The sequence below is a fragment of the Photobacterium sp. AWH4_225 genome (genome assembly GCF_056158405.1).
In genome coordinates this window covers 388,012-409,746 of the sequence record NZ_JBSWTF010000004.1, presented here as the reverse complement: position 1 = coordinate 409,746, position 21,735 = coordinate 388,012, and the positions used below count along the sequence as shown (strand labels likewise).

The window sequence follows — 21,735 nt, the reverse complement described above, 5'->3', positions numbered from 1 at the left end:
TCCAAGAATAACAAAAGCGTTCTCAAGCAATACTTGAGAGAGGAAGGCTAAGGCTTATTCTCGGAACACACACAACGTTAGATGACGCCGCCGTGTGGGAGGAATAGGTTCGGTAAATACTGGTGTGGCTTTGGTGACAGCAGCATAGATCAAGAGTGCCAGTACTACGATAAACATGCTAACAATGGCATGCTCTACCGAGTGTTGATGCATCTGAAGTAAATGGTCTGCAAGCGAGCAGTGACCCTGTTCAGCTGAGTCAGTACTGGAGTTGTCGGTTACCGTGTGTTGAGCAACAGCTTGTTTACCCTGAGTGACTTCATAACCTGGTGATGAGTTCAAGGTGCACGAAGCCGCAAAGCCGAAATTTTGTCCGGAACAGACAAAAATGACGATCATTACTAACAGCAGGGTATATCTGGCTGTATGGCTTCGGTTTACCGCTTTGCTCATTGAATATCTCAGTAACAACTTGATTCCTTACAATGACATTCAGACCGTATGTGGAAAGAAAAGTTTCACTGTAAGTATGCTGTTAGCCATTTTCTAATTTTTCTTTCTATACCGCAACTGATGTGCAAGGTTAATGTGTAAACAGGCATTGTCTGCATGTTGGTAACACATTGAGATAAAAGAAAGCCCTCATAGGCCTGAGCACATGAGGGCTTCGTATTTCAGCATGGTGCCGTACAGCACGAAATCAGATTAACGCTTGTTTTTTAGATAGCGCTTGCGGCGTTCTTCTTTCTTCTTCGCTTTTTGCTCTGCTTTCTGCTCAGCTTCGATTGCTACGTTGATCAATTCCTGAGTGATCATCTCAGGGCGTTCCATGGTGATTTGGCCCAGCGTACCGTTACGCAGTTCATTGATCAGAATCTCAGAAGCTTTGTGAAGATCGACACGACCACCGGCTTTGAGGCAGCCACGTTTGCGGCCAATGGCTTCCATTAGCTCTATTTCAGTTTCTGGAACTTCATCTTCGTCAAGATCGTAACGGGCCTTGATAAGGTTAGGGTATGCCTTGATCAGGTACTCGATGGTAAAGAAGGCCACATCAATGTAGTCCATGGCTGTGTCTTTTACCGCCCCGGTCGCTGCCAAGCGGAAACCACTATGTGGGTTTTCTACTTTAGGCCATAGGATCCCCGGGGTGTCAGAAAGCACAATGCCGTTCTGCAGGTTAATGCGCTGCTGTTGGCGGGTAACCGCTGGCTGGTTACCGGTGACTGCAACAGTACGGCCAGCAAGGGTATTGATGATGGTAGATTTACCAACATTTGGAATACCCATGATCATGGTACGAATGTTCTTGCCCATTTCTTCACGGTTTGGCGCTAGCTTGCGGCAAAGATCCATGATCTTATTAACTTCGTTGACATTCTCTGTGGTGATCGCAAGAGCCTTGACACCTTGTTCTTGTTCAAGGTGCTCAATCCAAAGCTGGGTCATTTCAGGATCAGCAAGGTCACGCTTATTCAAAACCTTAACAACAGGCTTGTTGGTTTTCTCGCGGAAGGTTTTGATCAGTGGGTTCTCACTACTGAAAGGGATACGCGCATCTAGCACTTCGATGATCACATCGACCTTAGGTAGAACTTCTTCGATCTCTTTACGGGCCTTGTGCATGTGGCCAGGGAACCACTGGATTGTGTTACTCATTGATTGTTAACTCTTATTGGCTCGGACACCGGCATTAAGTACCATAGTACTTGCAAGAATGATGTGCCGAAATCAGTCTCTCAAGATAAATTACTCTCGAATCAGCGAGATTAGAGCCGATTTGAGGTATCAGGGTGACTATTGATTGTCAGTTGCCGTGAAGTTTAACGTAACTGGCGGGATACATAAACGTTTTCGGCGGCGCATTACTCGATAGTTACCAGTAATAGGCTGGTGTGGCCAAGGAAGGAGCAAAGGATGAAGCTAGTCAGCTTTAGTCAGGAAGATATGGATGTGTTAATCAATTGGGTTCATTCTGCTGAGTTTAATCACCTCTGGGGTGGTGACCGATTTACATTCCCGCTAGAGAAATCCCAACTTTCAAAACACCTTACCTATGAAGAAGTCACACCTCTGATACTTCATGAAGATGGACAACGACTTGGATACATAGAGTTATTTCGAGAATCAGCGACAACGTATCGATTATGCCGTGTCCTAATTGGTGAACCATCAAGCCGAGGCAAAGGTCACGGACGTAGGATGGTAGAGCTTGCAATAGAGTATGCACGAACCCAGTTAAACGCTGAGCATCTTAAGCTAACAGTCTTTGAACATAACAACAAGGCAAGACGTTGTTATGAATCATTGGGCTTTGTTGTGAATAGGCGGGAGAAGGGTTTCAAGGCAGCTAATGGAGAAATATGGACAGCACTCTATATGAAAAAATCGCTGACAGCATAAACCCGGCTTGGGCTTAGCCCTTTGAACTAAAGTTAGTCTTTAGGCTCAGTTATTCGTGTTAAATACCAAGCACGACCAAAGAAACCTTATTGAACAAGGTTCCTTATCTGTCTTGCCTCAGAGCCGCGAAAAGTTATTTGGAACAGATTTATTGCGACTTTGCTTGACTGTCACGCTTGGACGACTTATGCCAGTTGTCAATTTCACCGTTTTCCTGCATATCGTGCAGGGCTTCAATAAGTGCTCTGTCTTGTTCGGCGAAATAGAGATCTTCTTCGGCTTTACCCCTCAGTCTCATCTTTTGTGTGAAGTCCATAATCCTTCCCCCTCCAATGATGATTTTCACTATAAGTGTAGTCATAGTATTGAAGCACTTAGGGGTTAAGTGACAGAAGTTTGATCTGGGTCGAGTAAGATAATTGGGTGTGGGAAGCTTGTCTCAAAATGAACCAAGACCGCAAAAGCAGCCTTGGCACAGAATGTAAATTTGGTTTGATATTACGGCTTAATATTCTGATTATGATGGAACAGATTATCAGGGTCATATTGGCGTTTCAGCTCAACCAATCGTTGATAATTACTGTCATAGGCTGCGGTTACTCGACCACCTTCTTCTTCAGTCATGAAGTTCACATAAGCTCCCGCAGATGCATAAGGCGTGGTGGCTTTGAAGAAGTCTCTTGCCCAGTTTATAGCGCCTTCATCTTCGGCTGGCGTCTCCCAGCGGGCATGGACATTTAGAACAAATTTTGCATCGCGACTACTGTAGGCCATCGCATCGGAAGCGACCTGATTGGCAGCCCCGGCAAGCTGGCCAATAAAGATCTCGCAGTGCGGTGAGGGTAAGTTACCTGCGTAATGTAGTAAGAGATCCAAGGCTTCGTCGTGCAGTTCGGTGAAGTTGTGCGATTTCCAATAGTTACGCATGCCTTCAGTGAGTAGGGGATCGAAGGCTTGCTGCCAGGCAGTGTAAGGTTGGGCTCCTATATGCTCGCCATGAGGCGTGCCGAACTGGCGCAGTGGGTTAAGCAAGCTTTCACCCAGTGCCAAATCACCTTCATAGAAAATAGCCAGCACAATGACTTCCTTACCATGTACTTCTTCAGGCAAAAACGGTAACGGCGGTGCTTGGCGCATGACTATCCAGACATTGAGGTCAGCTGGGGCTGCTTGGGTGAATGCCCGGTATTGTTCTAGCACTTGCTTGGCTTGCTCGAACGGGAAAACCATCAGGCCGGCCAGCACTTCAGGGCCAACAGGGTGAAGTTGGAATTCAAATTCAGTGACGATACCAAAGTTGCCGCCTCCGCCGCGTATAGCCCAGAACAAGTCACTGTTTTCATTGGCTGAAGCCGTCAGTTGGCGACCGTCGGCAATCAAGACTTGGGCAGATACCAAGTTGTCGATAGTCATTCCGTATTTGCGGGTGAGCCAGCCGAAACCACCGCCTAGTGTGAGCCCGGAAATACCTGTGGTGGAATTAATGCCAACAGGAGTTGCGAGCCCGTGTTGTTGGGTTGCTGCATCAATATCTGCCAATGTGGCTCCGGGCTGGACTAGTGCTCGTTTGGTTTTGGGGTTGACCGTGACATTATTCATGCTGGAAAGATCAATCATTAGCCCGTTATCACAAATCGAATTACCGGCAATGTTATGACCAGCGCCGCGGACGGTGATTTCTAGGTCATTCGTTTTGGCGTAATTGAGTGCGGCAAGCACATCAGAGGCACTGCTGCATTGAGCGATAACTGCAGGCCGTTTATCTATCATCGCATTCCATATTTGTCGTATGTCATCGTAATCACTGTCATCAGGTACGATGATTCTTCCTTGAAACTGACTGCTGAGAGTTTCTTGGTGGGAGTTCATAATGTCAGCTTATATGGCATAGCCATAGATGGTGGTATTAGACATTACTGTAGACGTGTGCGGGCATTTATCCAGATCGAAATAGCATGAAGGAGGCCATAAATCAGCATGGCTTAGTTATATATGTTATGGGTGATGATTTTTATGTTGGTTTGCAGGTAGATCTTTCTAAATCTCATCCGGAAAGTTAAATACCATTTAATTTTTTGAACGAATGCTCAAAAATTTATTGAGCGATCGTTCAGGTTGTTCTATAGTTTAATGATTAGAGCTAGTAAAACCTTTTGCTACAAGGGATAACACGTTGCCGACAGACGTCTTCGGCTACACACCATTCATCAGGAGAGTCATCAATGCTTAAGTTTTATTTTCATCAAACACCTAACCCAATGAAGGTTGCCCTATTTCTTGCTGAAACAGATCTGCCTTATGAACTGGTTGCGGTAGATACGCTAAAAGGGGAGCAGCATACTGCGGAGTTCCGTGCGATCAACCCAAATGGCAAGCTTCCAGCGATTGTGGATGAAGGTACCCGTGTATTCGACTCTAATGCCATCTTGTTATACCTATCAGAAAAAACAGGGTTGTTGGCTGGTAAGGCAGAAGACCGTGCAGAATTGCTGTCCTGGATGATGTTCATAGCATCAGGCTTGGGTCCATTTTCCGGCCAATGTGTGCATTTTCACCGTATGGCTCCAGAGCAAATCCCCTATGCGCAAAATCGTTACTTGCGGGAAGCACAACGCCACTATGAAGTGTTAGATGGTCATCTTGAAGGGCGTGAATTCATTGTCAGTGATGAGTTTACGATTGCAGATGTGGCTGCATGGGGCTGGATTGATAAGGCACAGGTTGTATTGGGTGAAGAGGGGCTAGCGCCATACCCTAACCTCAAGCGTTGGTTTGAAAGCGTGAATAGCCGCCCAGCAGTGGCCGTCGCTCGAAGCATAGACAAAGATATCGAGTTTAAATCAACGGTGGATGATGAAAGCCGACGAGCGCTATTTCCATCAAACTATCCGAAGCAAAACCGTGGGCAATAAGTAGATGAGGGGGAGCTCTTAATCTATTATCGATTGTTTTAACTTGCCACTTAATTCGTTGTTTAAGAAACCAATATTACTGGGAAGGCAACGGGTGAGATAGTTGAAGAATTATTGCTTTAGAGTAATTCTTAATCAAAAATTAAAAAGGCTACTGCAAAAGCAGTGGCCTTATTTTTAAATATTGGTAACGAGACAAAATTAATCGAGAACGATCTCAACGAGTTCATAGTTGAAGTCATTTTTACCACGCTTGATATACATTGCGCATTCTTCTACGCTTAACGACCAAGAGCCTTGCTGGGTTCGTGATGTCAATTCACTAAGAAAAACCTTTTGCTTTTCAACATAATTACCAGCCAAAGCATGACCATATTGTTCGCACAATTCTTTATCTGTTGTCGCATAAGAAGAAAAAGAACATAAAGCCAATATTAAAGCGAATACGTATTTCATGTGGGTATCCCTTGAATTTATTTATTCATTCAAGGAAAGGGTAGTTCATTTTTTATTATTAATACACAATAGAAATACATCAGTTTTTCTAAACTGAGAAAGTTTGTCCTTTTGTAATACATGCAACAGTATACTTTTACCTTGGAAGCTAACATGTATTATTTAAAGCTGTTTTTACTATTGAAAAATCTCATTATCCTCTAATCATTTATATAGATTAGAGCTAGCATTATAGTCGTACTTGGTTATTGAACAATTGATATCCAAAAGGTTTAATTGGTATTTGTATGCAAAAAGGCCACTGAAAAAACAGTGGCCTTTTAAATCTATGTCTAGTGTAAGGAGGCGATATCTCCTTTCCAGACTTACTTTTTACCGAATACCTGTTTATTCTTTACCGAAAACATTGTTTTCTTGCTCTTGTACGCGGATGAAGGTTGTACGCTTGGTCAGCTCTTTCAGCTTCGCGGCACCGACGTAAGTACAAGTAGAGCGAACGCCACCCATGATGTCCTGGATAGTGTTCTCAACCGGGCCACGGAATGGCAGAAGAACTGTTTTACCTTCAGCTGCACGGTACTTGGCCACACCGCCAGAGTGCTTGTCCATCGCGCTTTGAGAAGACATACCGTAGAACTTCATGAAAGTCTTGCCGTCTTGCTCGATGACTTCACCGTTGCTCTCTTCGTGGCCAGCCAGCATACCGCCAAGCATTACGAAGTCAGCACCGCCACCGAAGGCTTTGGCAACATCACCGGCACAAGCACAGCCGCCGTCACCGATGATACGACCACCTAGGCCGTGGGCTGCGTCAGCACACTCGATGATGGCAGAAAGCTGAGGGTAGCCAACACCTGTCTTAACACGGGTAGTACATACAGAGCCTGGGCCGATACCGACTTTAACGATGTCAGCACCTGCAAGGATAAGCTCTTCAACCATGTCGCCAGTTACCACGTTACCGGCACTGATAACTTTGTTAGGGAACTCGGCACGGACCTTCTGAACGTATTGTACAAGGTGCTCAGAGTAACCGTTGGCAATATCGATACAGATGAAGATAAGGTCGTCAGACAACTCCATGATGTCTTTGGTCTTCTGGAAGTCAGCGTCGGAGGTACCCGTAGAAACCATTGCGTTGTTCAGCACGCTAGCATCGTTGTTTTTAACGAATTCAGCCCAGTCAGCAACAGTGTAGTGCTTGTGAACTGCTGTCATTACGCCGTGCTTGGCAAGGGCAGCGGTCATTTCGAAGCTACCAACAGAGTCCATATTGGCAGCAATAATTGGTACACCAGACCATTGACGACCGCTATGCTTGAATGTAAAATCGCGGGTTAATTCAACTTGAGAACGGCTTTTTAGGGTTGAACGTTTTGGACGAAACAGTACATCTTTAAAACCCAGTTTCAAGTCTTGTTCGATACGCATTGGTCATTCCTTATCTTATCGAATTTTGCATCATGGCTTGGTGCTATTGGCAGATAGCAATCAGATTCACCATGTTGCAGGCACAAAAAAACCGGAGCGTTGGCAGACGCTCCGGTTTTCAGCATTATAGGCAGAGAAAGTTTTTTAACAAGTCTAATAATAGAAATTTTTTTGTGTTACCTTTACGAAGATAGCACCTCGACACATGACTGCTACCTTCGCAATTCATCTCATAATCTTTCTCAAGCTACTGATTATTAATTAGAAACCTTCAAGCACGATTTTGCCCAGCGCCTTTTGTGACTCCAATAGCTCATGCGCTTTTTTCAAATTATCAGCACAAATCGTACCGCCCTGATGAGCAACTGTTGATTTTATGTCCCCGTTATCGACCATTTTTGCAACATTGTTGAGCAGGTGATGCTGTTCAATCATGTCTTCAGTGCCAAATAATGAGCGGGTATACATAAATTCCCAATGCAATGAAATGCTTTTACGCTTGAGCTGCAAGATATCAAACGATGCCGGATCATCAATCAAGCCGAATTTGCCTTGTGGTTTAATAGACTCGACAATCTCGCTTAGGTGATCATCCGAGTTGGTCAAACCCACTACATAATCTACTTCACCAAGCCCTTTATCTGCCAGTTGCTTGCTCAGTGACTCGCGGTGGTTGATGACATGATCAGCGCCAAGCTCTTCTAGCCATGCTTGGGTTTCTGGGCGCGAGGCGGTGCCGATAACTGTCAGGTTAGTGAGCTTCTTCGCCAATTGAACCATAATCGAGCCCACACCACCGGCCGCGCCGATGATTAAGAGTTTCTTATTACTTTCCTTTTCCACCTGCAGGCGGTCAAACAACAACTCCCAAGCAGTGATTGTGGTTAGCGGTAGGGCTGCTGCTTCAGCAAAAGTAAGTGCCTCTGGCATGTGGCCGACAATTTTTTCATCAACGAGCTGGAACTCGGCATTAGACCCTGAGCGGGTCAGATCACCGGCATACCAAACTTTGTCGCCAGGTTTGAACAAGGTGGCATCTGGGCCAACGGCTTTGACGATACCTGCGGCATCCCAACCCAATACTTTATATTCGCCTTGCTCAGGCGCTGCACGCATGCGGACCTTGGTGTCTACTGGGTTTACCGAGATGGCTTTGACTTCAACCAAGATGTCAGTACCAGTAGCAACAGGCTCTGGCAGAGTAAAATCAACCAGTGATTGAGGTTCAGAAATAGGTAGTGATTGCTGATAGCCGACCGCTTTCATGGTGTTCTCCTTTAGCTTCCCTTACAAGAGGGTAGGTGCTTTATCAAATCTATGGTTGAAGTTTATTTGACAATGAAAATTTGAAAAACCAGTATTGGTTTAAATTACTTTCAAATAATTTTTGAATATAGGGCTGCCGGTGAAAGCACTAAACGATCTCAAGATTTTTATAGAAACGGCAAAACAGCACAGTCTTTCTGCTGCAGCAAGAAACATGGACATTACCCCAGCAGCGGCCAGTGCGGCGCTCAAAAGGCTCGAAACAGAAGTGGGGTCGCTGCTCTTTATTCGCTCCACCCGAAACATCAGGCTCACCCAGCAAGGGGAACAGTTTCTGAATTACTGCGAGCAGGCCGTTGGCTTGATGGCCGAAGCATGCAGTACGATCTCAGAAGGTCAGGCGGAGTTTCAGGGTGTGATTAAACTCTCGATGCCATCAGATTGTGGGCGAAATATATTACTAGGTTGGATCGATGAGTTTATGGCGCTGCATCCAAAGCTGGAAGTCAGGGTGCAGTTGAGTGATGGCTTGGCAGATATGTATACCCAGCCTGTCGACGTTGCACTTCGCTATGGCGAGCCAAGTGACTCTTCGTTGGTCGCTTTACCTATTGCAGGGGGAAATACCCGGGTCTTGTGTGCATCGCCTGACTATTTGGCAGAGCACGGCACACCTGAGACTCCTGATGATTTGGTTGCTCACAACTGCTTATGCTTTGCCTTGGGAGATAGTTTGTATAACCGTTGGCGATTCTTCCACCAAGGTCAAGAGGTAACGCTTGTTGTGAAGGGGAATCGCTATGCTAATGACGGCGAGGCGGTAAGGCGCTGGGCCCTTGCCGGGAAGGGGGTTGCCTACAAGTCTTTATTGGACGCCAAAGAAGACCTGCTTGCAGGGCGATTGCAGGAGATTAATATTGGCAGGGAGCCAGAGTTGGCTCCCCTGTATCTGGTGTGTGCAAGCCGAAGAGTCATTAACCCGCAGATTCAGGCGTTGAAAGAGTTCTTGGCAGATAAAGCAGAAAAGTATCTGGCAGCGACGTCACTTTCTGAGCTCTCTCGATAATAAAAAGACCGTAATAGCGGTCTTCTATGTATACAACACTTAAGGGCCTGCCTTTTGGTAACAGTACTGATGAGATGAGTTCGGACACGTAATATAACCACCACTATTTGAGTCGTGCCTTCATTATATATTCAAGTTTCCACACAATATATGCTGATTTCGTTCTGAATGTGGGTCTATGCTTAAGTTGCTGATTAAATTGATTATATTGGCGTTTTTTGTACCGTTTGTAATTAATTATCCAATAAGAAGAAAGTGATTAAAAGACTATTTCCTTTCTCGGTGGTAAGTAATATTTTACTTCTTAATTAATAATTAAATCGTTGAAGTTATGAGGTAGCACTGCGTTATTGGCTCTACCTAAGTGCTACTGTAATTAGTAGTAATCATGTCATTGATTCAATGAACCAGCCTTAAGAGATACAGCAATGAAAGGAAGCTTTTGCATACGAATCATTTTTCTCCTTTTTGTCCCCTTGTTGCTAGCAGGGTGTTTGAAGAGCTCACCCAGCCAAGCTTTAGGTACCCTTGAGCGTGACAGGGTGACTTTTAGTGCGACAGCCAATGAAATCATTCGGGAGCTTCCCGTCAAAGAGGGCAGCACAGTACAACAAGGGGACGTATTGGTAAGGCTTGATAGTAAGAACCAGGAAGCGATATTGGCACATGCCATCGCTGAACAATCTAAAGCAGAAGCTTATCTACTCAGGCTCACCAATGGTGAAAGGCCGGAAGATATCGCCGCGGCACAGGCCAAAGTAGCTAGAGCGCAGGCACAACTCACCGAGGCTGATAAGAACTATCGTCGTAAGGCCGAATTGGTTAATAGAAGACTGATCAGCCAATCAGAACAAGACAGTGCTCTCGCAGCAAGAGATTCAGCCAAAGCAGAATTAGACTCAGCCAACGAAGAGTTCAGTAAGCTCACTGCAGGCTCAAGGCCGGAAGACATAGATCAAGCTAAAGCTGAACTGGCCGCCGCCACCGCAGATGTGGTTTTGGAGCAACAAAAGCTAGATGAGCTGACGATTGTGGCTACCCGAGATGGCATCTTGGATAACTTGCCATATAACCTTGGCGAGAGAGTACCTGTTAATGGCGTAGTCGCTGTCGTTCAAGCAAACCGTGTTCCCTATGCAAGGGTCTATGTACCAGCCAGTTATAGGGTCGATTTTGTTCCTGGGCGTAAAGTGCCTGTTTATGTCGATGGGGTAGAACAGCCTTTTGAAGGTACTGTCCGCTGGGTATCGTCTGAATCCGCATTTACTCCTTATTATGCCCTGACAGAAGATGAGCGTTCTCGCTTGATGTATCTCGCCGAGGTTGATTTACCTGATAGTGCAGAGCAGCTTCCTTCCGGTGTACCTGCCCAAGTGGAACTGGCTGGGGAATGATCATGGCGGAATATGCGATCAAAGCCCAAAACGTAAAGAAAAAATTTGGTGACTTCACTGCCATCGACAACATCAACCTTAATGTGCCCAAAGGCAGTATCTACGGTTTTTTAGGGCCTAACGGTTGTGGTAAATCGACTACTATCCGCGTATTGACAGGCTTGCTGAGCCCGACTGAAGGTGATGTATCTGTACTGGGTTTAACTATTCCCCAGGAGTCAGAAAAGCTGAGGCTAAAAATAGGCTATATGACCCAGAAATTTTCGCTTTACGATGACTTGAGTGTGGAAGAAAACTTGGAGTTTATCGGCCAGATCTTCGGAATGGGAAAACAGGAATTAGCGCAAAGAATCGATGAGCAATTAGCGACCTATGGCTTAGATCAGCGGCGAAAGCAGCGTGTTTCCGGTATGAGTGGTGGCCAAAAGCAGCGCTTGTCGTTGGCGGCTGCAACAATGCATAAACCTGAACTCCTGTTTCTTGATGAGCCGACATCGGCGGTGGATCCTGAAAATCGTCGAGAGTTCTGGGAGCAGCTTTTTGATCTTTCGGATCAAGGCACCACGATTTTGGTCACAACCCACTATATGGATGAAGCAGAACGTTGCCACCGGCTAGCGATAATGGAAGCTGGTGTGATCCGTGCTGATGGCGAACCAGAAACGCTGATGGAAGAGATGGGTGTACAGGTTGTCGAGATTAAAGCAGAGCGTTTAAGGGAGCTGAAAGAGCAATTATTGAAAAAGGCTGAAGTCCGCTCGGCGGCACAGCTCGGCATTCGTTTGCGGGTATTGATACATCAACATATTGATGACCCTATTGTATGGCTTAAAAGCACCTTCCCACAATTGACAAAAAGCGAGATGAACATTGCTAGGCCTAGCCTTGAAGATGTCTTTGTCACAGTGACTGGGGAGGGTAGGCAATGAATGCTCTCAACCGTATGAAAGCGGTGATGGTGAAAGAGATTCGCCAACTATCACGCGATCGAATTACTTTTGGCATGGTGGTGATGATCCCGTTGATCCAGTTGCTGCTGTTTGGCTTTGCAATAAACACTGACGTCCGCAATATCCCTGTCGCTATCGTCGATCAAAGCAATAGTGTCGCAGGGCGAATAATAGTCGAATCAGTAAAGGTGACTCAGGTTATTGAGGTAAAGAGGCAGTATTCATCACCGCAAGAAGCCGAACTGGCGATTCAACAAGGAGAGGTGAGGGCTGCACTGATTTTACCTAGCGATTTAACTCAACGAGCGATGCAGGGTCGAGAGCTAGGTCAATGGATAGTCGACGGTTCCGATACCATGATTAGCGCGGCGATTCTTGGCTTACAAGCCATGCCGCTAACGGACTTGGACATCGAAATTCGCCCACCGATAGAAAAAACCTTTGAGGTAGCGTTGTATTTCAATCCCACCCAGCGCTCGGCGGTGAATATTATTCCCGGCCTTTTGGGGGTGATCTTAACCATGACGATGATCTTGTTTACCAGTGCCGCCATAGTAAGGGAGCGTGAGCGCGGGAACCTCGAACTGTTGATCACCACACCAATCCACTCATTTGAATTGATGGTAGCCAAGATAGTCCCCTATATCTTTGTCGGATTGATTCAGGTCATTATTATCCTGGGGTTAGGGCACTTTATCTTTGATGTGCCGATCAATGGGGCGATCAGCCAGATCTTGTTTGGGACCTTGTTGTTTATCTCTGCCAGTTTGACCTTGGGCCTGGTGATCTCGACGATCGCTTCTACCCAGCTTCAAGCGATGCAAATGACCGTTTTCATACTGCTGCCATCGATTTTGCTCTCCGGGTTTATGTTTCCATACGAAGCCATGCCTGTTGCAGCACAGTGGATATCAGAAGCTCTGCCAGCGACACACTTTATGCGTTTGATAAGGGGTATCGTTTTGCGCGGCGCTGATCTGGCCGGGTTATGGAAAGATACACTGTGGCTAGCAGGCTTTACCGTTATCGGTCTGCTGGTGGCGTCTAAGCGGTTCAAGAAATCGTTGGATTGATTGTATTAGCTGTTAGGTATACGGCAAACATGAAAAAGGCCACTTCACAGGAGTGAAGTGGCCTTATAATTAGTTTTGATTTTGCTTATTTAGCGAACTGCATCAATGCTTGCTTGACGTCGTCTGAAGCGAAAGAGTGTTTAACGCTCATCTGGTAGATTTGGTAGTAATCTTCTTCACTTAGATCGAACTGCTCTACCACCTTGCGAACTTCATCAGTCATCGTAGTGTTTGAAACTGTTCGGTTGTCAGTGTTGATCGTCACTGGCACGCCATCTTTGTAAAACGCTTTGATTGGGTGCTGCGATAGTTCTGGGATCGCTTTCGTTTGAACATTGCTGCTTGGGCAAGTTTCAAGCGCGACGTCTTCATCTTTCACCAGGTTGTAAGCTTGTTCATGATCTTTGATCGCAACACCATGACCAATGCGCTCAGCACCTAGGATAGAAATAGCTTCATAGACATTTTGGCCGCTGCCTTGTTCGCCTGCATGAATAGTGACTCTGTAGCCTTTGTCTTTTGCATCCTGTGCGAAAGTGGCATAGTCATGGCTGAAACCATCAAGCTCACTACCAGCAAGATCAAAAGCAACAACGCCTTGGTTCAGTAGGCTAACACCTGCGTCAATAACCTGCGGGATGGTATCAGAAGGTAGGAACTTCACCATCGAAAGAATGTAGTTACCCTTGATATCGTACTGAGCTTCAGCTTTTTTCATTCCCTTAACCGCGCTGGCAATGATTTGCTCATAAGTCAGGCCGTTTTGAATGTGCAGCTGAGGCGCAAAACGAACCTCCAAGTACTTCACGTTTTCTTTGGCTGCGTCTTCAAACAGCTCAAAAGAAATACGCTCCAAGCTTTCAGCTGTCTGCATGACCGATACCGGCAGGTCAAAGCGGCTGAGGTATTCTGGCAGGTTAGGGCAAGTTTCTGGGGCAACCATCAAAGCGTTGATTTCATCAACATCATAGCTAGGTAGCGTGATGTTTTGCTGTTTGGCCAAGTCGATAACAGTCTGTGGTCTGACGCTGCCATCTAGGTGGCAATGAAGATCAATTTTCGGAAGATCGAAGTAATTCATTCGTGTTGTCCCAACAATGTATAATCCGGGAAAACGCAGTGTTTCCCAAATTGCGGTTGATTATTATGAGTATAGATAGTTAGCATTTTGCTTCCTAAGCTTATGAACTGTAGCTTATAGAATCGCTTGGGGACACTAGCACGACAATTGTCCGGGTGTGGCAAAAATAATTTTATATTTTGATAGGTTGGACACAGTTTACACAAAATGGATATGTCTGAAATTTTGAGCAAAGGGCCAGAAAGGTTTCGTCAGTTAATTGCCAATGAGAGCTTTCGGCGCATTACTCGGCAAAAGGGCGATTATATCGTCAGGCAAGAACACGATATCACCGAGGTATATTGGTCTGCTGCCGCTCAGTTTATGCTGTTACACACAGCCCTTAATGGTAAAACGCTTAGCTTGGGTGACTACTTCCTAGAAGATAACTTCTTTGGAGAAATCGAGTTTTTCTCGGGAAATCGTTGTTCATTCGATGTGGTAGCAACAGCGACAACTGAGCTTGTTGTGATCCCAAAGGAGCGGTTTGCTGAAATCTTGCTTGAAGATTCGACGATTTCATTTTGGATGAATCACCGCATGGCGAATATGTATCAATCGTCAATGAACATTGCCATCGAGCGCTCTTTGTATCCGCTGAAGTTCAACATCGTTAAAGATATCGTAGACCGGTGTACGACTGATGCCCGTTCTTTAAAACATGATTATATGTATCAGGAAGCACAGCGCTTCGGTTGTACGGATAGAGCCTATACCCGAATCATTCATGAGTTAATTAAAGAAGGGCTAGTGAAGAAAGGGGAAGATAATTCAACGATCGTCCCTGTAGACCTCGATGGATTGGTTGAATATCTGAATCAGTGTCAGCAATAATTTCAAAGGCCACTATGATGTGGCCTTTGGGTGCAGTATTTAGCTAAGCTGAATTGAAAAATATACGATGTTTGCTATTCACTTAGGGATTCATCATCTCTGTGCCAGTTATCAAGCTCTCCGTTCTGACGCTTTTCACGGATAGCTTCAATCAGTGCTCTTTCCTCACGGGCAAAGTAATCATCTTCGACAGCTTTACCTCTTGATCTGAGTTTGTCTGCTAAGTCCATATCTGCCTCCGCATAACTTGTTCACGTTATAACTACCCATGACTACGGTGTTCATACTTGATCAGATTAGTCAGTATGACCTTTATGGGGCCAAAGAGTGTAAGGAGATATGAATTAAAGAGTGGCTGGTGGCAAGCAAGAGATAAAAGAAAGGCCGCTTATTGCTAAGCGGCCTTTGCTAATACTTTCACCAAACAAGTAATAGCTTATTCTTTAGCGAAAACCTGTTTACTCTTTACCGAATACGTTGTTTTCCTGCTCTTGTACGCGGATGAAGGTCGTGCGCTTGGTCAGCTCTTTCAGCTTCGCGGCACCGACGTAAGTACAAGTAGAACGAACGCCACCCATGATGTCCTGGATAGTGTTTTCAACCGGGCCACGGAATGGCAGAAGAACTGTTTTACCTTCAGCTGCACGGTACTTGGCCACACCGCCAGAGTGCTTGTCCATCGCGCTTTGTGAAGACATGCCGTAGAACTTCATGAAAGTCTTGCCGTCTTGCTCGATGACTTCACCGTTGCTCTCTTCGTGGCCAGCCAGCATACCGCCAAGCATTACGAAGTCAGCACCGCCACCGAAGGCTTTGGCAACATCACCAGCACATGCACAGCCACCGTCACCGATGATACGACCGCCTAGGCCGTGAGCTGCGTCAGCACACTCGATGATGGCAGAAAGCTGAGGGTAGCCAACACCTGTCTTAACGCGGGTAGTACATACAGAGCCTGGGCCGATACCGACTTTAACGATGTCAGCACCAGCAAGGATAAGCTCTTCAACCATGTCGCCTGTTACTACGTTACCGGCACTGATAACCTTGTTAGGGAATTCAGCACGGACCTTCTGAACGTATTGTACAAGGTGCTCAGAGTAGCCATTGGCGATATCGATACAGATGAAGATAAGGTCGTCAGACAGTTCCATGATGTCTTTGGTCTTCTGGAAATCAGCGTCAGAAGTACCGGTAGAAACCATTGCGTTGTTCAGCACGTTAGCGTCGTTGTTGTTAACGAACTCAGCCCAGTCAGCAACAGTATAGTGCTTGTGAACAGCTGTCATCACACCGTGCTTGGCAAGGGCAGCGGTCATTTCGAAGCTACCAACAGAGTCCATATTGGCAGCAATAATTGGTACACCAGACCATTGACGACCGCTATGCTTGAATGTAAAATCGCGGGTTAATTCAACTTGAGAACGGCTTTTTAGGGTTGAACGTTTTGGACGAAACAGTACATCTTTAAAACCCAGTTTCAAGTCTTGTTCGATACGCATTGGTCATTCCTTATCTTATCGAATTTTGCATCATGGCTTTTTGCTATTGGCAGATAGCATTCAGATTTACCATGTTGCAGGCACAAAAAAACCGGAGCGTTGGCAGACGCTCCGGTTTTCAGCATTATAGGCTGAGAAAGTTTTTTAACAAGTCTAATAATATAAATTTTTTTGTGTTACCTTTAAAAAGATAGCACCTCGACTATCTTCATTTCTCCTCATTAAGTTGTTCTATAATTCAACGCTTTGCAATTATTTTGTTTGATTTTTGTTCGCTTTGGCTGGTTTAGGCTTTTTCTGCTTTGTTGCAGATACAAAAAAGGCCCCGAAGCGGAGCCTTTAGAGTGTTGGCTTTTACTTTACCTATTCTCAGCAAAGAAATGGGCTAAGCCATTATGCTTCTGCCAGCGTAGCATTTTGTTCCTGATCGTCTTCTGCTTTTTTCAGCATTACACGGATCATACGAGAGGCAAGCAGGGCAACTGCGACCATCACAACCGCAAGCATTGTTAGTAGGCTAAAGTAGTCACCGTAAACGGTTTGTACGATTTCCTGGGTGATTTCCTGGCCTTTTTCCAGTGCGATAGAGGTTGAGAATACTGCGCCGACAATACCACTTAGGGCAATAGCCACCGAGAAAAGGCTGACTGAGAAGTTCTCAATGTGCTTAGGTGCAACCGATAGGATGAAGGCAACCACCAAGCTACCGACAATCACTTCTGCCAGTGCCTGGAAGAAGTGGATAGCCAAGAATACTTCAGGGCGGATAATGACATTTTCGCCGATGTTGTAGATCGCCATGGTGAGAATACCAAAGGCAATAGCGGTCAATACAAAAGAGAAGCTCACTTTCGTTGCCGTTGAGAAGTTTATATTGCGTTTCTCTAGCGAAGAGAAACCCCACGATACCAAAGGTCCGCCGACAATACACCATAGTGGGTTCATCGCCATTGAGGCTTCCGGAGCGATTGGGATGATACCAAACAGATCACCACGCATGGTGTTGATAGTCACCATGGTCATAGAAGTCATCATCTGACCGTAGTAGACGAAAAACGCTGTGGTCAGTGCGGTGATGATCAAGATAGTCCCCATTTTTAAAGAGTCGGAGCGGTTAGCTTTCATCATCAACCATATAAAGTAGCTGATAGCCGCTGCACCAATCGCATATACGATGTTCTTGCCGATATCCATGTTGGAGAACATGAAGAAAACAAGGCCGATCATCGAAGCCGAAATGGCAATAAACGCCAGCCAGTTCTTCGCTCCAGCAGGCTTGTTGTCCATGTCAGTGGCGACAGATAACAGGGGCTTGCGTGAAATGAACAGGATAACAAACGCAAGCGTTGCCATAGCAGCAGACAGGGCAAAGCTGCCATGGAAGCCAAGGATCAACACCAGCATCGGGAAGAAGTATTGGCCTAGCAGGGCACCAACGTTGTTGACCGAGTAGTTAACTGGGTAGGCATTCTCAAAGTGTTCTTCTGATTGGAATGTGCGTTTGTAAAGGCTTGGGTAAGAAGGTGACATTAGACCACGGGAATAACTCGCAAGCGCAATACCAATCAAACTCATTGGTACATTTAGTGTCGATGCACCCATCACGAGCAGGGCATAGCCAATGGCAAAACCGAAGTAACTGATTGTAAGTGAACGGTAAGCCCCGAGAAATTTATCAGCAATAAAACCGCCTGCAATGGCAAACAACGGGCCTATTGATGAGAAAGCACCCACGACCATCATGGTGTCGGCTTCACTGTAGTTAAGGTTTTCTAGGAAAAAGCGGGTGAGGATAACCATCACACCGTAGAAAGATAGGCCAAACATCATTTGGCAAACCATCATCGACTTATTGAGTCTATTCCACATAATACATCTCTATGTTCATGGATTGAGTGTTTGAGGTACACCTGGTTAAATGTAACCAAATGTAAATCGGAGGGGATATTATCACTTCTTACCGTCAGGTACTCTTTAAAATGTGCTTTTAGTGACCAAGTGAACATTAGATATATTTATCAATAAGGTGAATTATTTTTATAGCAAGGTGCTTAGTAGGGAAGGGAACTATCTGATAATTATAGTTTTAATATGTTTATCAATAGCTTGTGGATTGAATGTTAAGGGGTGGTCAGAGCTGTTTATTATTATCAATAGTAATGATTTGCGTTTGTGTATTGATAGAGTAACCCTTTTGTAAGCGCTTAGAGTCGTGGACTTTTAACCATTGCTTTAAGTAAGGCGTTTATCGATGCTTTAAATGAACGCTCGCAGATTAGGCGAAATGATGAATGTGGTTAAATTAAATGCGTCGAAAATTGTACAGTTATGTCAAATTTGACGGTTTTGATCGGTAATCACTTCCATTCTGCTGCAATCCTTGCATAATTCATTTGATAGGCTGGTTAAGTGGATTAATTGACTTTGTTTAGCAAAAGAAAAACAAAAAATACTTTTCCTTTGGATTTCTACGGCGAGGATGGGAGCTGGCGATTTATCATTCGCGCAGAGCAGCCGTCAGAAATTGTGGATGCGATGTACTGGCGTGCTTATATCTCTTGCCATCGAAAAGAGTTCGATTTGTTACATATCGCAACGGGAAAGTTTAACTATAAGTATAACTATTCCTCTTATGACTCATCTGAGCTGCATTATGCATCGGGCAGTGATGCACTGAGGGTTAATATGATGGGCCCAATTGTTCCGATCTCTGCCATCCTGGAAAAGGTGAAGGAAAGAGCGGACAAGGCGACGGCCTAACTACAATCAGAGATTTACGTTAAAAAGGGCCGGAAGGCCCTTTTTTACATCTGCTCGGCGGTTTTCGCTGGCTTTAGGTAGTAGCGATAGTAGCCAATGAGGTTACTGGAGAGGAATACTGCCTCTAGAAGCACGGCGGTAGGTGAACCAATAATGATGTTATGGGTTAGCCACAAGCTGGTACCCATAATCATTAGCTGACGAAGCCGTTTATCGTTGTTGCTAAAGGTCGCGACAGTTTGGATTAATGCTGCTATGCAGCTGATAATGCTCGCAAGCCCTGCATAGGTAAAAAAGGTGATGACCAGCGTGCTGATGCAGAATAACAATGCCATCTTCTTGGACGTTGTATACAGACTTGTAAAATAGCGCACAGCTCCCAGCGCCATTAGGCCAGCGCCTGTCCATTGCTCCAATAAAGCAAAATGGATACCGATCAGGGTAACCGCGCAGATAAAACATTTGATGATGTTATTCTTTTCCTTGAACTGGAATGAAACAAGATCAAAGCAGACTGCGATACCCATTAGTATTTGTGATAGTAAAAACGCTGACATAGGTTATTCCGAAAGTTCAGTATTCGTTGTGGCCTTCTTCTTCTCGATTCGAGCCAGCCAGATAAGTGGCAGCACAATCATGGCGGTGCCAAGGATCATGGCAATATCAGGGGTTTCTCCAAACCAGACTAAGCCAACTCCTACAGCGCCGAGTAGGCCGCTGTATTCGGCGCTGGCAATCTTATTGCTCTCTGCAGAGCGATAGGCAATAACACAGATAGCGGCATAGATTAAGATGAAGCTACTCGAACCAGCTGCAGTGATCAGTGGTGTCCAATCCCACTCTCGCCCTTCCCATAACGCCAACCCCAGTGAAGCAGGAATACCAGCAAGGTTGGTTAACAATAAGGTTTGAGCCACGGTTTGATGCTTGGGTAATTTACGAATCAGCAAATTATTGCTGGCAATCGTCAAAGCAACAATTAATGCTGCGATCGCCGCCCAATCAATTTCTGTCGGCCGAATGATCACCAATACGCCAATAAATCCAAGCACTCCTGCTGCAATGGAGTAGCGAGTGAGTTGTTCTTTAAAAAACACTAATGCGAGTGGCAACATCATTAGAGGTGCCGCGTAAAAGATGGCATTGGCTGTAGCAAGTGGCATAGCATTGATGGCGAATACCATAAAGATTGCTCCAAGCAACCAGATATGGGCTCGCAAGGCATGCCATTTCAGTCCATCGGTAAAGCTCTTTTTACTGACGCCATAACAAAAGGGCAATAATATCAATACAGCTGTTAATTGCCTGAAAAAGACAAATTGAAAAACAGCTGTATCTTCGCCCAAGGTTTTAATTAAGGCATCAGAAAAAACCGCAATAAGGTTGCCGACAATGAGTAAACTCATTGCCATTCCAACAGATATTGAAGGCATGACTAAGCTCCTGTCATTGACTGACACGCATTCCGTGTTCGTACAAAAAGAATGAAGAGTTGTGATTGGGTAAGCTTAATCTATAAATAGCCTTCATATATAATGATAAATATTCACTTAGTATGAGCCAATCTAATAATGAAACTACCACCTTTACGTGCTGTTCAGTGTTTCGAATCTGTTGCACGCTTAAATAGTTTTTCGCTTGCCGCAAAATCACTGAATGTGACACAAAGCGCGATTAGCCATCAGGTGCGACTGTTGGAAGAATATTTGGGTGAAACCTTATTCGTGCGGCAGGGCCGGCGCTTGTCTTTGACCCCAATGGGAGAGAAGTATTACGAAGAGATCTCCCATTCATTGCAGAACATTGCGCAGGCCAGCCAGCAAATCCGCGAAGGGGAGAGCGGGAAGATACGGCTCGCGATGTATAGTTCTCTGGCGGTGAAATGGTTGGTGCCAAGGCTGGAAAATTTGCGCCAGCAACACCCTGAAATTGATTTATCACTTGCGATGTTTGCCGATGAGCCTGAGTTTACCGATCAGGTGGCAGATTGCTTCATTACGGCCCATCCCCCTAAGAAAAACTATGTCAGTGATTTTTTGTATAAAGAGTTGCTGTACCCGTTTTGCAGCCAAAAACTGTGGCAACAAATCCAGGACAAACCTTTGCCAGAGGCTCTATGGGAGCACCCATTGCTGTCGGTGCACTCTATCTTCAAAGATGGTCATCAGGCTAAAGATTGGCAGACATGGTGCCGGCGAGGGGGATTTGAATTGCCTGATAATGCAAAGGTCAGCCATTTCAGTCATATGGTGCTTGCCGCTGAAGCGGTGAAGTATCATCAGGGTATTGCGTTTTTGAATGATTATTTCCTCAATGATCATGACCACCAACAGAACCTAGTCCGTATACCGATGCATGAGTTGCCAACTGGCGATAACCTCTATTTTGTTTATAAGCAATCGCGAGCGAAGCAATTTGAAATTAAAACACTCGGTCAATGGCTCAAGCTGCAATGTTTCGAACATGATGGCGACAGCTTGCGCCGATAAATAACCTTAATTGTATTGATGGAATTTACAGCTCGTACCACGTAGAATACCGCCCTTTTGCATTGGGTATTGGCAAAAG

At 45.3% G+C, this 21,735-nt stretch carries 22 protein-coding genes; 9 read left to right on the top strand and 13 right to left on the bottom strand.

What is annotated here, in order from left to right; genetic code table 11:
• Positions 1-54 precede the first annotated feature (54 nt).
• Together ACXAD4_RS19295 and ylqF are read right to left on the bottom strand one after the other, a co-directional pair.
• Entirely contained in the window at positions 55-453 is a 399-nt protein-coding gene (locus tag ACXAD4_RS19295) for a hypothetical protein (RefSeq protein ID WP_475243466.1), read from the bottom strand.
• Positions 454-705: 252 nt separating this feature from the next.
• On the bottom strand, positions 706-1,659 hold the full coding sequence (gene ylqF, locus ACXAD4_RS19290) for a ribosome biogenesis GTPase YlqF (RefSeq protein ID WP_317523032.1): 954 nt from the start codon (positions 1,657-1,659) through the stop codon (positions 706-708).
• A 258-nt stretch (positions 1,660-1,917) separates the two neighbouring features.
• Here ylqF and ACXAD4_RS19285 point away from each other — a divergent pair, with 258 nt between their 5' ends.
• Positions 1,918-2,403, top strand: coding sequence for a GNAT family N-acetyltransferase (locus ACXAD4_RS19285; RefSeq protein ID WP_475243465.1), 486 nt, complete (start codon positions 1,918-1,920; stop codon positions 2,401-2,403).
• 148 nt (positions 2,404-2,551) lie between these two features.
• Here the strand turns inward: ACXAD4_RS19285 and ACXAD4_RS19280 are convergent, their stop codons facing one another.
• Positions 2,552-2,719, bottom strand: a complete 168-nt coding sequence (locus ACXAD4_RS19280; protein WP_475243464.1) for a hypothetical protein — start codon at positions 2,717-2,719, stop codon at positions 2,552-2,554.
• 182 nt (positions 2,720-2,901) lie between these two features.
• On the bottom strand, positions 2,902-4,272 hold the full coding sequence (locus ACXAD4_RS19275) for an FAD-binding oxidoreductase (protein WP_475243463.1): 1,371 nt from the start codon (positions 4,270-4,272) through the stop codon (positions 2,902-2,904).
• 353 nt (positions 4,273-4,625) lie between these two features.
• Between ACXAD4_RS19275 and ACXAD4_RS19270 the strand changes: the two genes are divergently transcribed.
• A complete protein-coding gene (locus tag ACXAD4_RS19270) occupies positions 4,626-5,315 on the top strand; it encodes a glutathione S-transferase family protein (RefSeq protein WP_475243462.1) in 690 nt (229 codons plus the stop codon).
• Between the two features lie 201 nt (positions 5,316-5,516).
• Here the strand turns inward: ACXAD4_RS19270 and ACXAD4_RS19265 are convergent, their stop codons facing one another.
• The 3 genes from ACXAD4_RS19265 to ACXAD4_RS19255 all read right to left on the bottom strand — a co-directional run bounded on the left by ACXAD4_RS19265 (position 5,517) and on the right by ACXAD4_RS19255 (position 8,468).
• Positions 5,517-5,771, bottom strand: coding sequence for a hypothetical protein (locus tag ACXAD4_RS19265; RefSeq protein WP_475243461.1), 255 nt, complete (start codon positions 5,769-5,771; stop codon positions 5,517-5,519).
• 387 nt (positions 5,772-6,158) lie between these two features.
• Positions 6,159-7,202: a GMP reductase gene (locus tag ACXAD4_RS19260; protein WP_222549204.1), complete on the bottom strand. Its 1,044-nt coding sequence runs from the start codon at positions 7,200-7,202 to the stop codon at positions 6,159-6,161.
• 261 nt (positions 7,203-7,463) lie between these two features.
• Positions 7,464-8,468 carry a zinc-binding alcohol dehydrogenase family protein gene (locus ACXAD4_RS19255; RefSeq protein WP_475243459.1) on the bottom strand — a complete coding sequence of 335 codons (1,005 nt, stop codon included), beginning with the start codon at positions 8,466-8,468 and terminating at the stop codon, positions 7,464-7,466.
• A gap of 139 nt (positions 8,469-8,607) precedes the next feature.
• On the opposite strand from ACXAD4_RS19255, the gene ACXAD4_RS19250 reads away from it, so the two are divergent.
• The 4 genes from ACXAD4_RS19250 (at position 8,608) to ACXAD4_RS19235 (ending at position 12,951) form a co-directional block, all read left to right on the top strand.
• Positions 8,608-9,534: a LysR family transcriptional regulator gene (locus ACXAD4_RS19250; protein ID WP_475243458.1), complete on the top strand. Its 927-nt coding sequence runs from the start codon at positions 8,608-8,610 to the stop codon at positions 9,532-9,534.
• A gap of 428 nt (positions 9,535-9,962) precedes the next feature.
• Positions 9,963-10,928: an HlyD family secretion protein gene (locus tag ACXAD4_RS19245; RefSeq protein WP_475243457.1), complete on the top strand. Its 966-nt coding sequence runs from the start codon at positions 9,963-9,965 to the stop codon at positions 10,926-10,928.
• Between the two features lie 2 nt (positions 10,929-10,930).
• Positions 10,931-11,857, top strand: a complete 927-nt coding sequence (locus tag ACXAD4_RS19240; protein ID WP_475243455.1) for an ABC transporter ATP-binding protein — start codon at positions 10,931-10,933, stop codon at positions 11,855-11,857.
• Entirely contained in the window at positions 11,854-12,951 is a 1,098-nt protein-coding gene (locus ACXAD4_RS19235; protein ID WP_475243454.1) for an ABC transporter permease, read from the top strand. Before ACXAD4_RS19240 ends, ACXAD4_RS19235 begins: the two co-directional genes overlap by 4 nt.
• Before the next feature lie 85 nt (positions 12,952-13,036).
• Here ACXAD4_RS19235 and add read toward each other — a convergent pair whose 3' ends face one another.
• Positions 13,037-14,032, bottom strand: a complete 996-nt coding sequence (gene add / locus ACXAD4_RS19230; RefSeq protein WP_475243453.1) for an adenosine deaminase — start codon at positions 14,030-14,032, stop codon at positions 13,037-13,039.
• 213 nt (positions 14,033-14,245) lie between these two features.
• Here add and ACXAD4_RS19225 point away from each other — a divergent pair, with 213 nt between their 5' ends.
• The gene (locus ACXAD4_RS19225) at positions 14,246-14,905 is read left to right on the top strand and encodes a Crp/Fnr family transcriptional regulator (RefSeq protein ID WP_475243452.1); all 660 of its coding nucleotides are present in this window, start codon (positions 14,246-14,248) and stop codon (positions 14,903-14,905) included.
• A gap of 74 nt (positions 14,906-14,979) precedes the next feature.
• Here ACXAD4_RS19225 and ACXAD4_RS19220 read toward each other — a convergent pair whose 3' ends face one another.
• The 3 genes from ACXAD4_RS19220 to ACXAD4_RS19210 form a co-directional block, all read right to left on the bottom strand.
• Positions 14,980-15,135 (bottom strand): hypothetical protein, encoded by a 156-nt coding sequence (locus tag ACXAD4_RS19220; RefSeq protein WP_317523019.1) that lies wholly within the window; start codon positions 15,133-15,135, stop codon positions 14,980-14,982.
• A gap of 228 nt (positions 15,136-15,363) precedes the next feature.
• On the bottom strand, positions 15,364-16,407 hold the full coding sequence (locus tag ACXAD4_RS19215; protein WP_475243451.1) for a GMP reductase: 1,044 nt from the start codon (positions 16,405-16,407) through the stop codon (positions 15,364-15,366).
• Positions 16,408-16,800: 393 nt separating this feature from the next.
• On the bottom strand, positions 16,801-18,276 hold the full coding sequence (locus ACXAD4_RS19210; RefSeq protein ID WP_475243450.1) for a peptide MFS transporter: 1,476 nt from the start codon (positions 18,274-18,276) through the stop codon (positions 16,801-16,803).
• Positions 18,277-18,825: 549 nt separating this feature from the next.
• Between ACXAD4_RS19210 and ACXAD4_RS19205 the strand changes: the two genes are divergently transcribed.
• The gene (locus tag ACXAD4_RS19205) at positions 18,826-19,167 is read left to right on the top strand and encodes a hypothetical protein (protein ID WP_475243449.1); all 342 of its coding nucleotides are present in this window, start codon (positions 18,826-18,828) and stop codon (positions 19,165-19,167) included.
• Positions 19,168-19,211: 44 nt separating this feature from the next.
• Here the strand turns inward: ACXAD4_RS19205 and ACXAD4_RS19200 are convergent, their stop codons facing one another.
• Positions 19,212-19,724 (bottom strand): YgjV family protein, encoded by a 513-nt coding sequence (locus ACXAD4_RS19200; protein WP_475243448.1) that lies wholly within the window; start codon positions 19,722-19,724, stop codon positions 19,212-19,214.
• A gap of 3 nt (positions 19,725-19,727) precedes the next feature.
• A complete protein-coding gene (locus ACXAD4_RS19195) occupies positions 19,728-20,600 on the bottom strand; it encodes a DMT family transporter (protein ID WP_475243446.1) in 873 nt (290 codons plus the stop codon).
• Between the two features lie 138 nt (positions 20,601-20,738).
• On the opposite strand from ACXAD4_RS19195, the gene ACXAD4_RS19190 reads away from it, so the two are divergent.
• Positions 20,739-21,656 (top strand): LysR substrate-binding domain-containing protein, encoded by a 918-nt coding sequence (locus tag ACXAD4_RS19190; protein WP_475243444.1) that lies wholly within the window; start codon positions 20,739-20,741, stop codon positions 21,654-21,656.
• Positions 21,657-21,735: the final 79 nt, after the last annotated feature.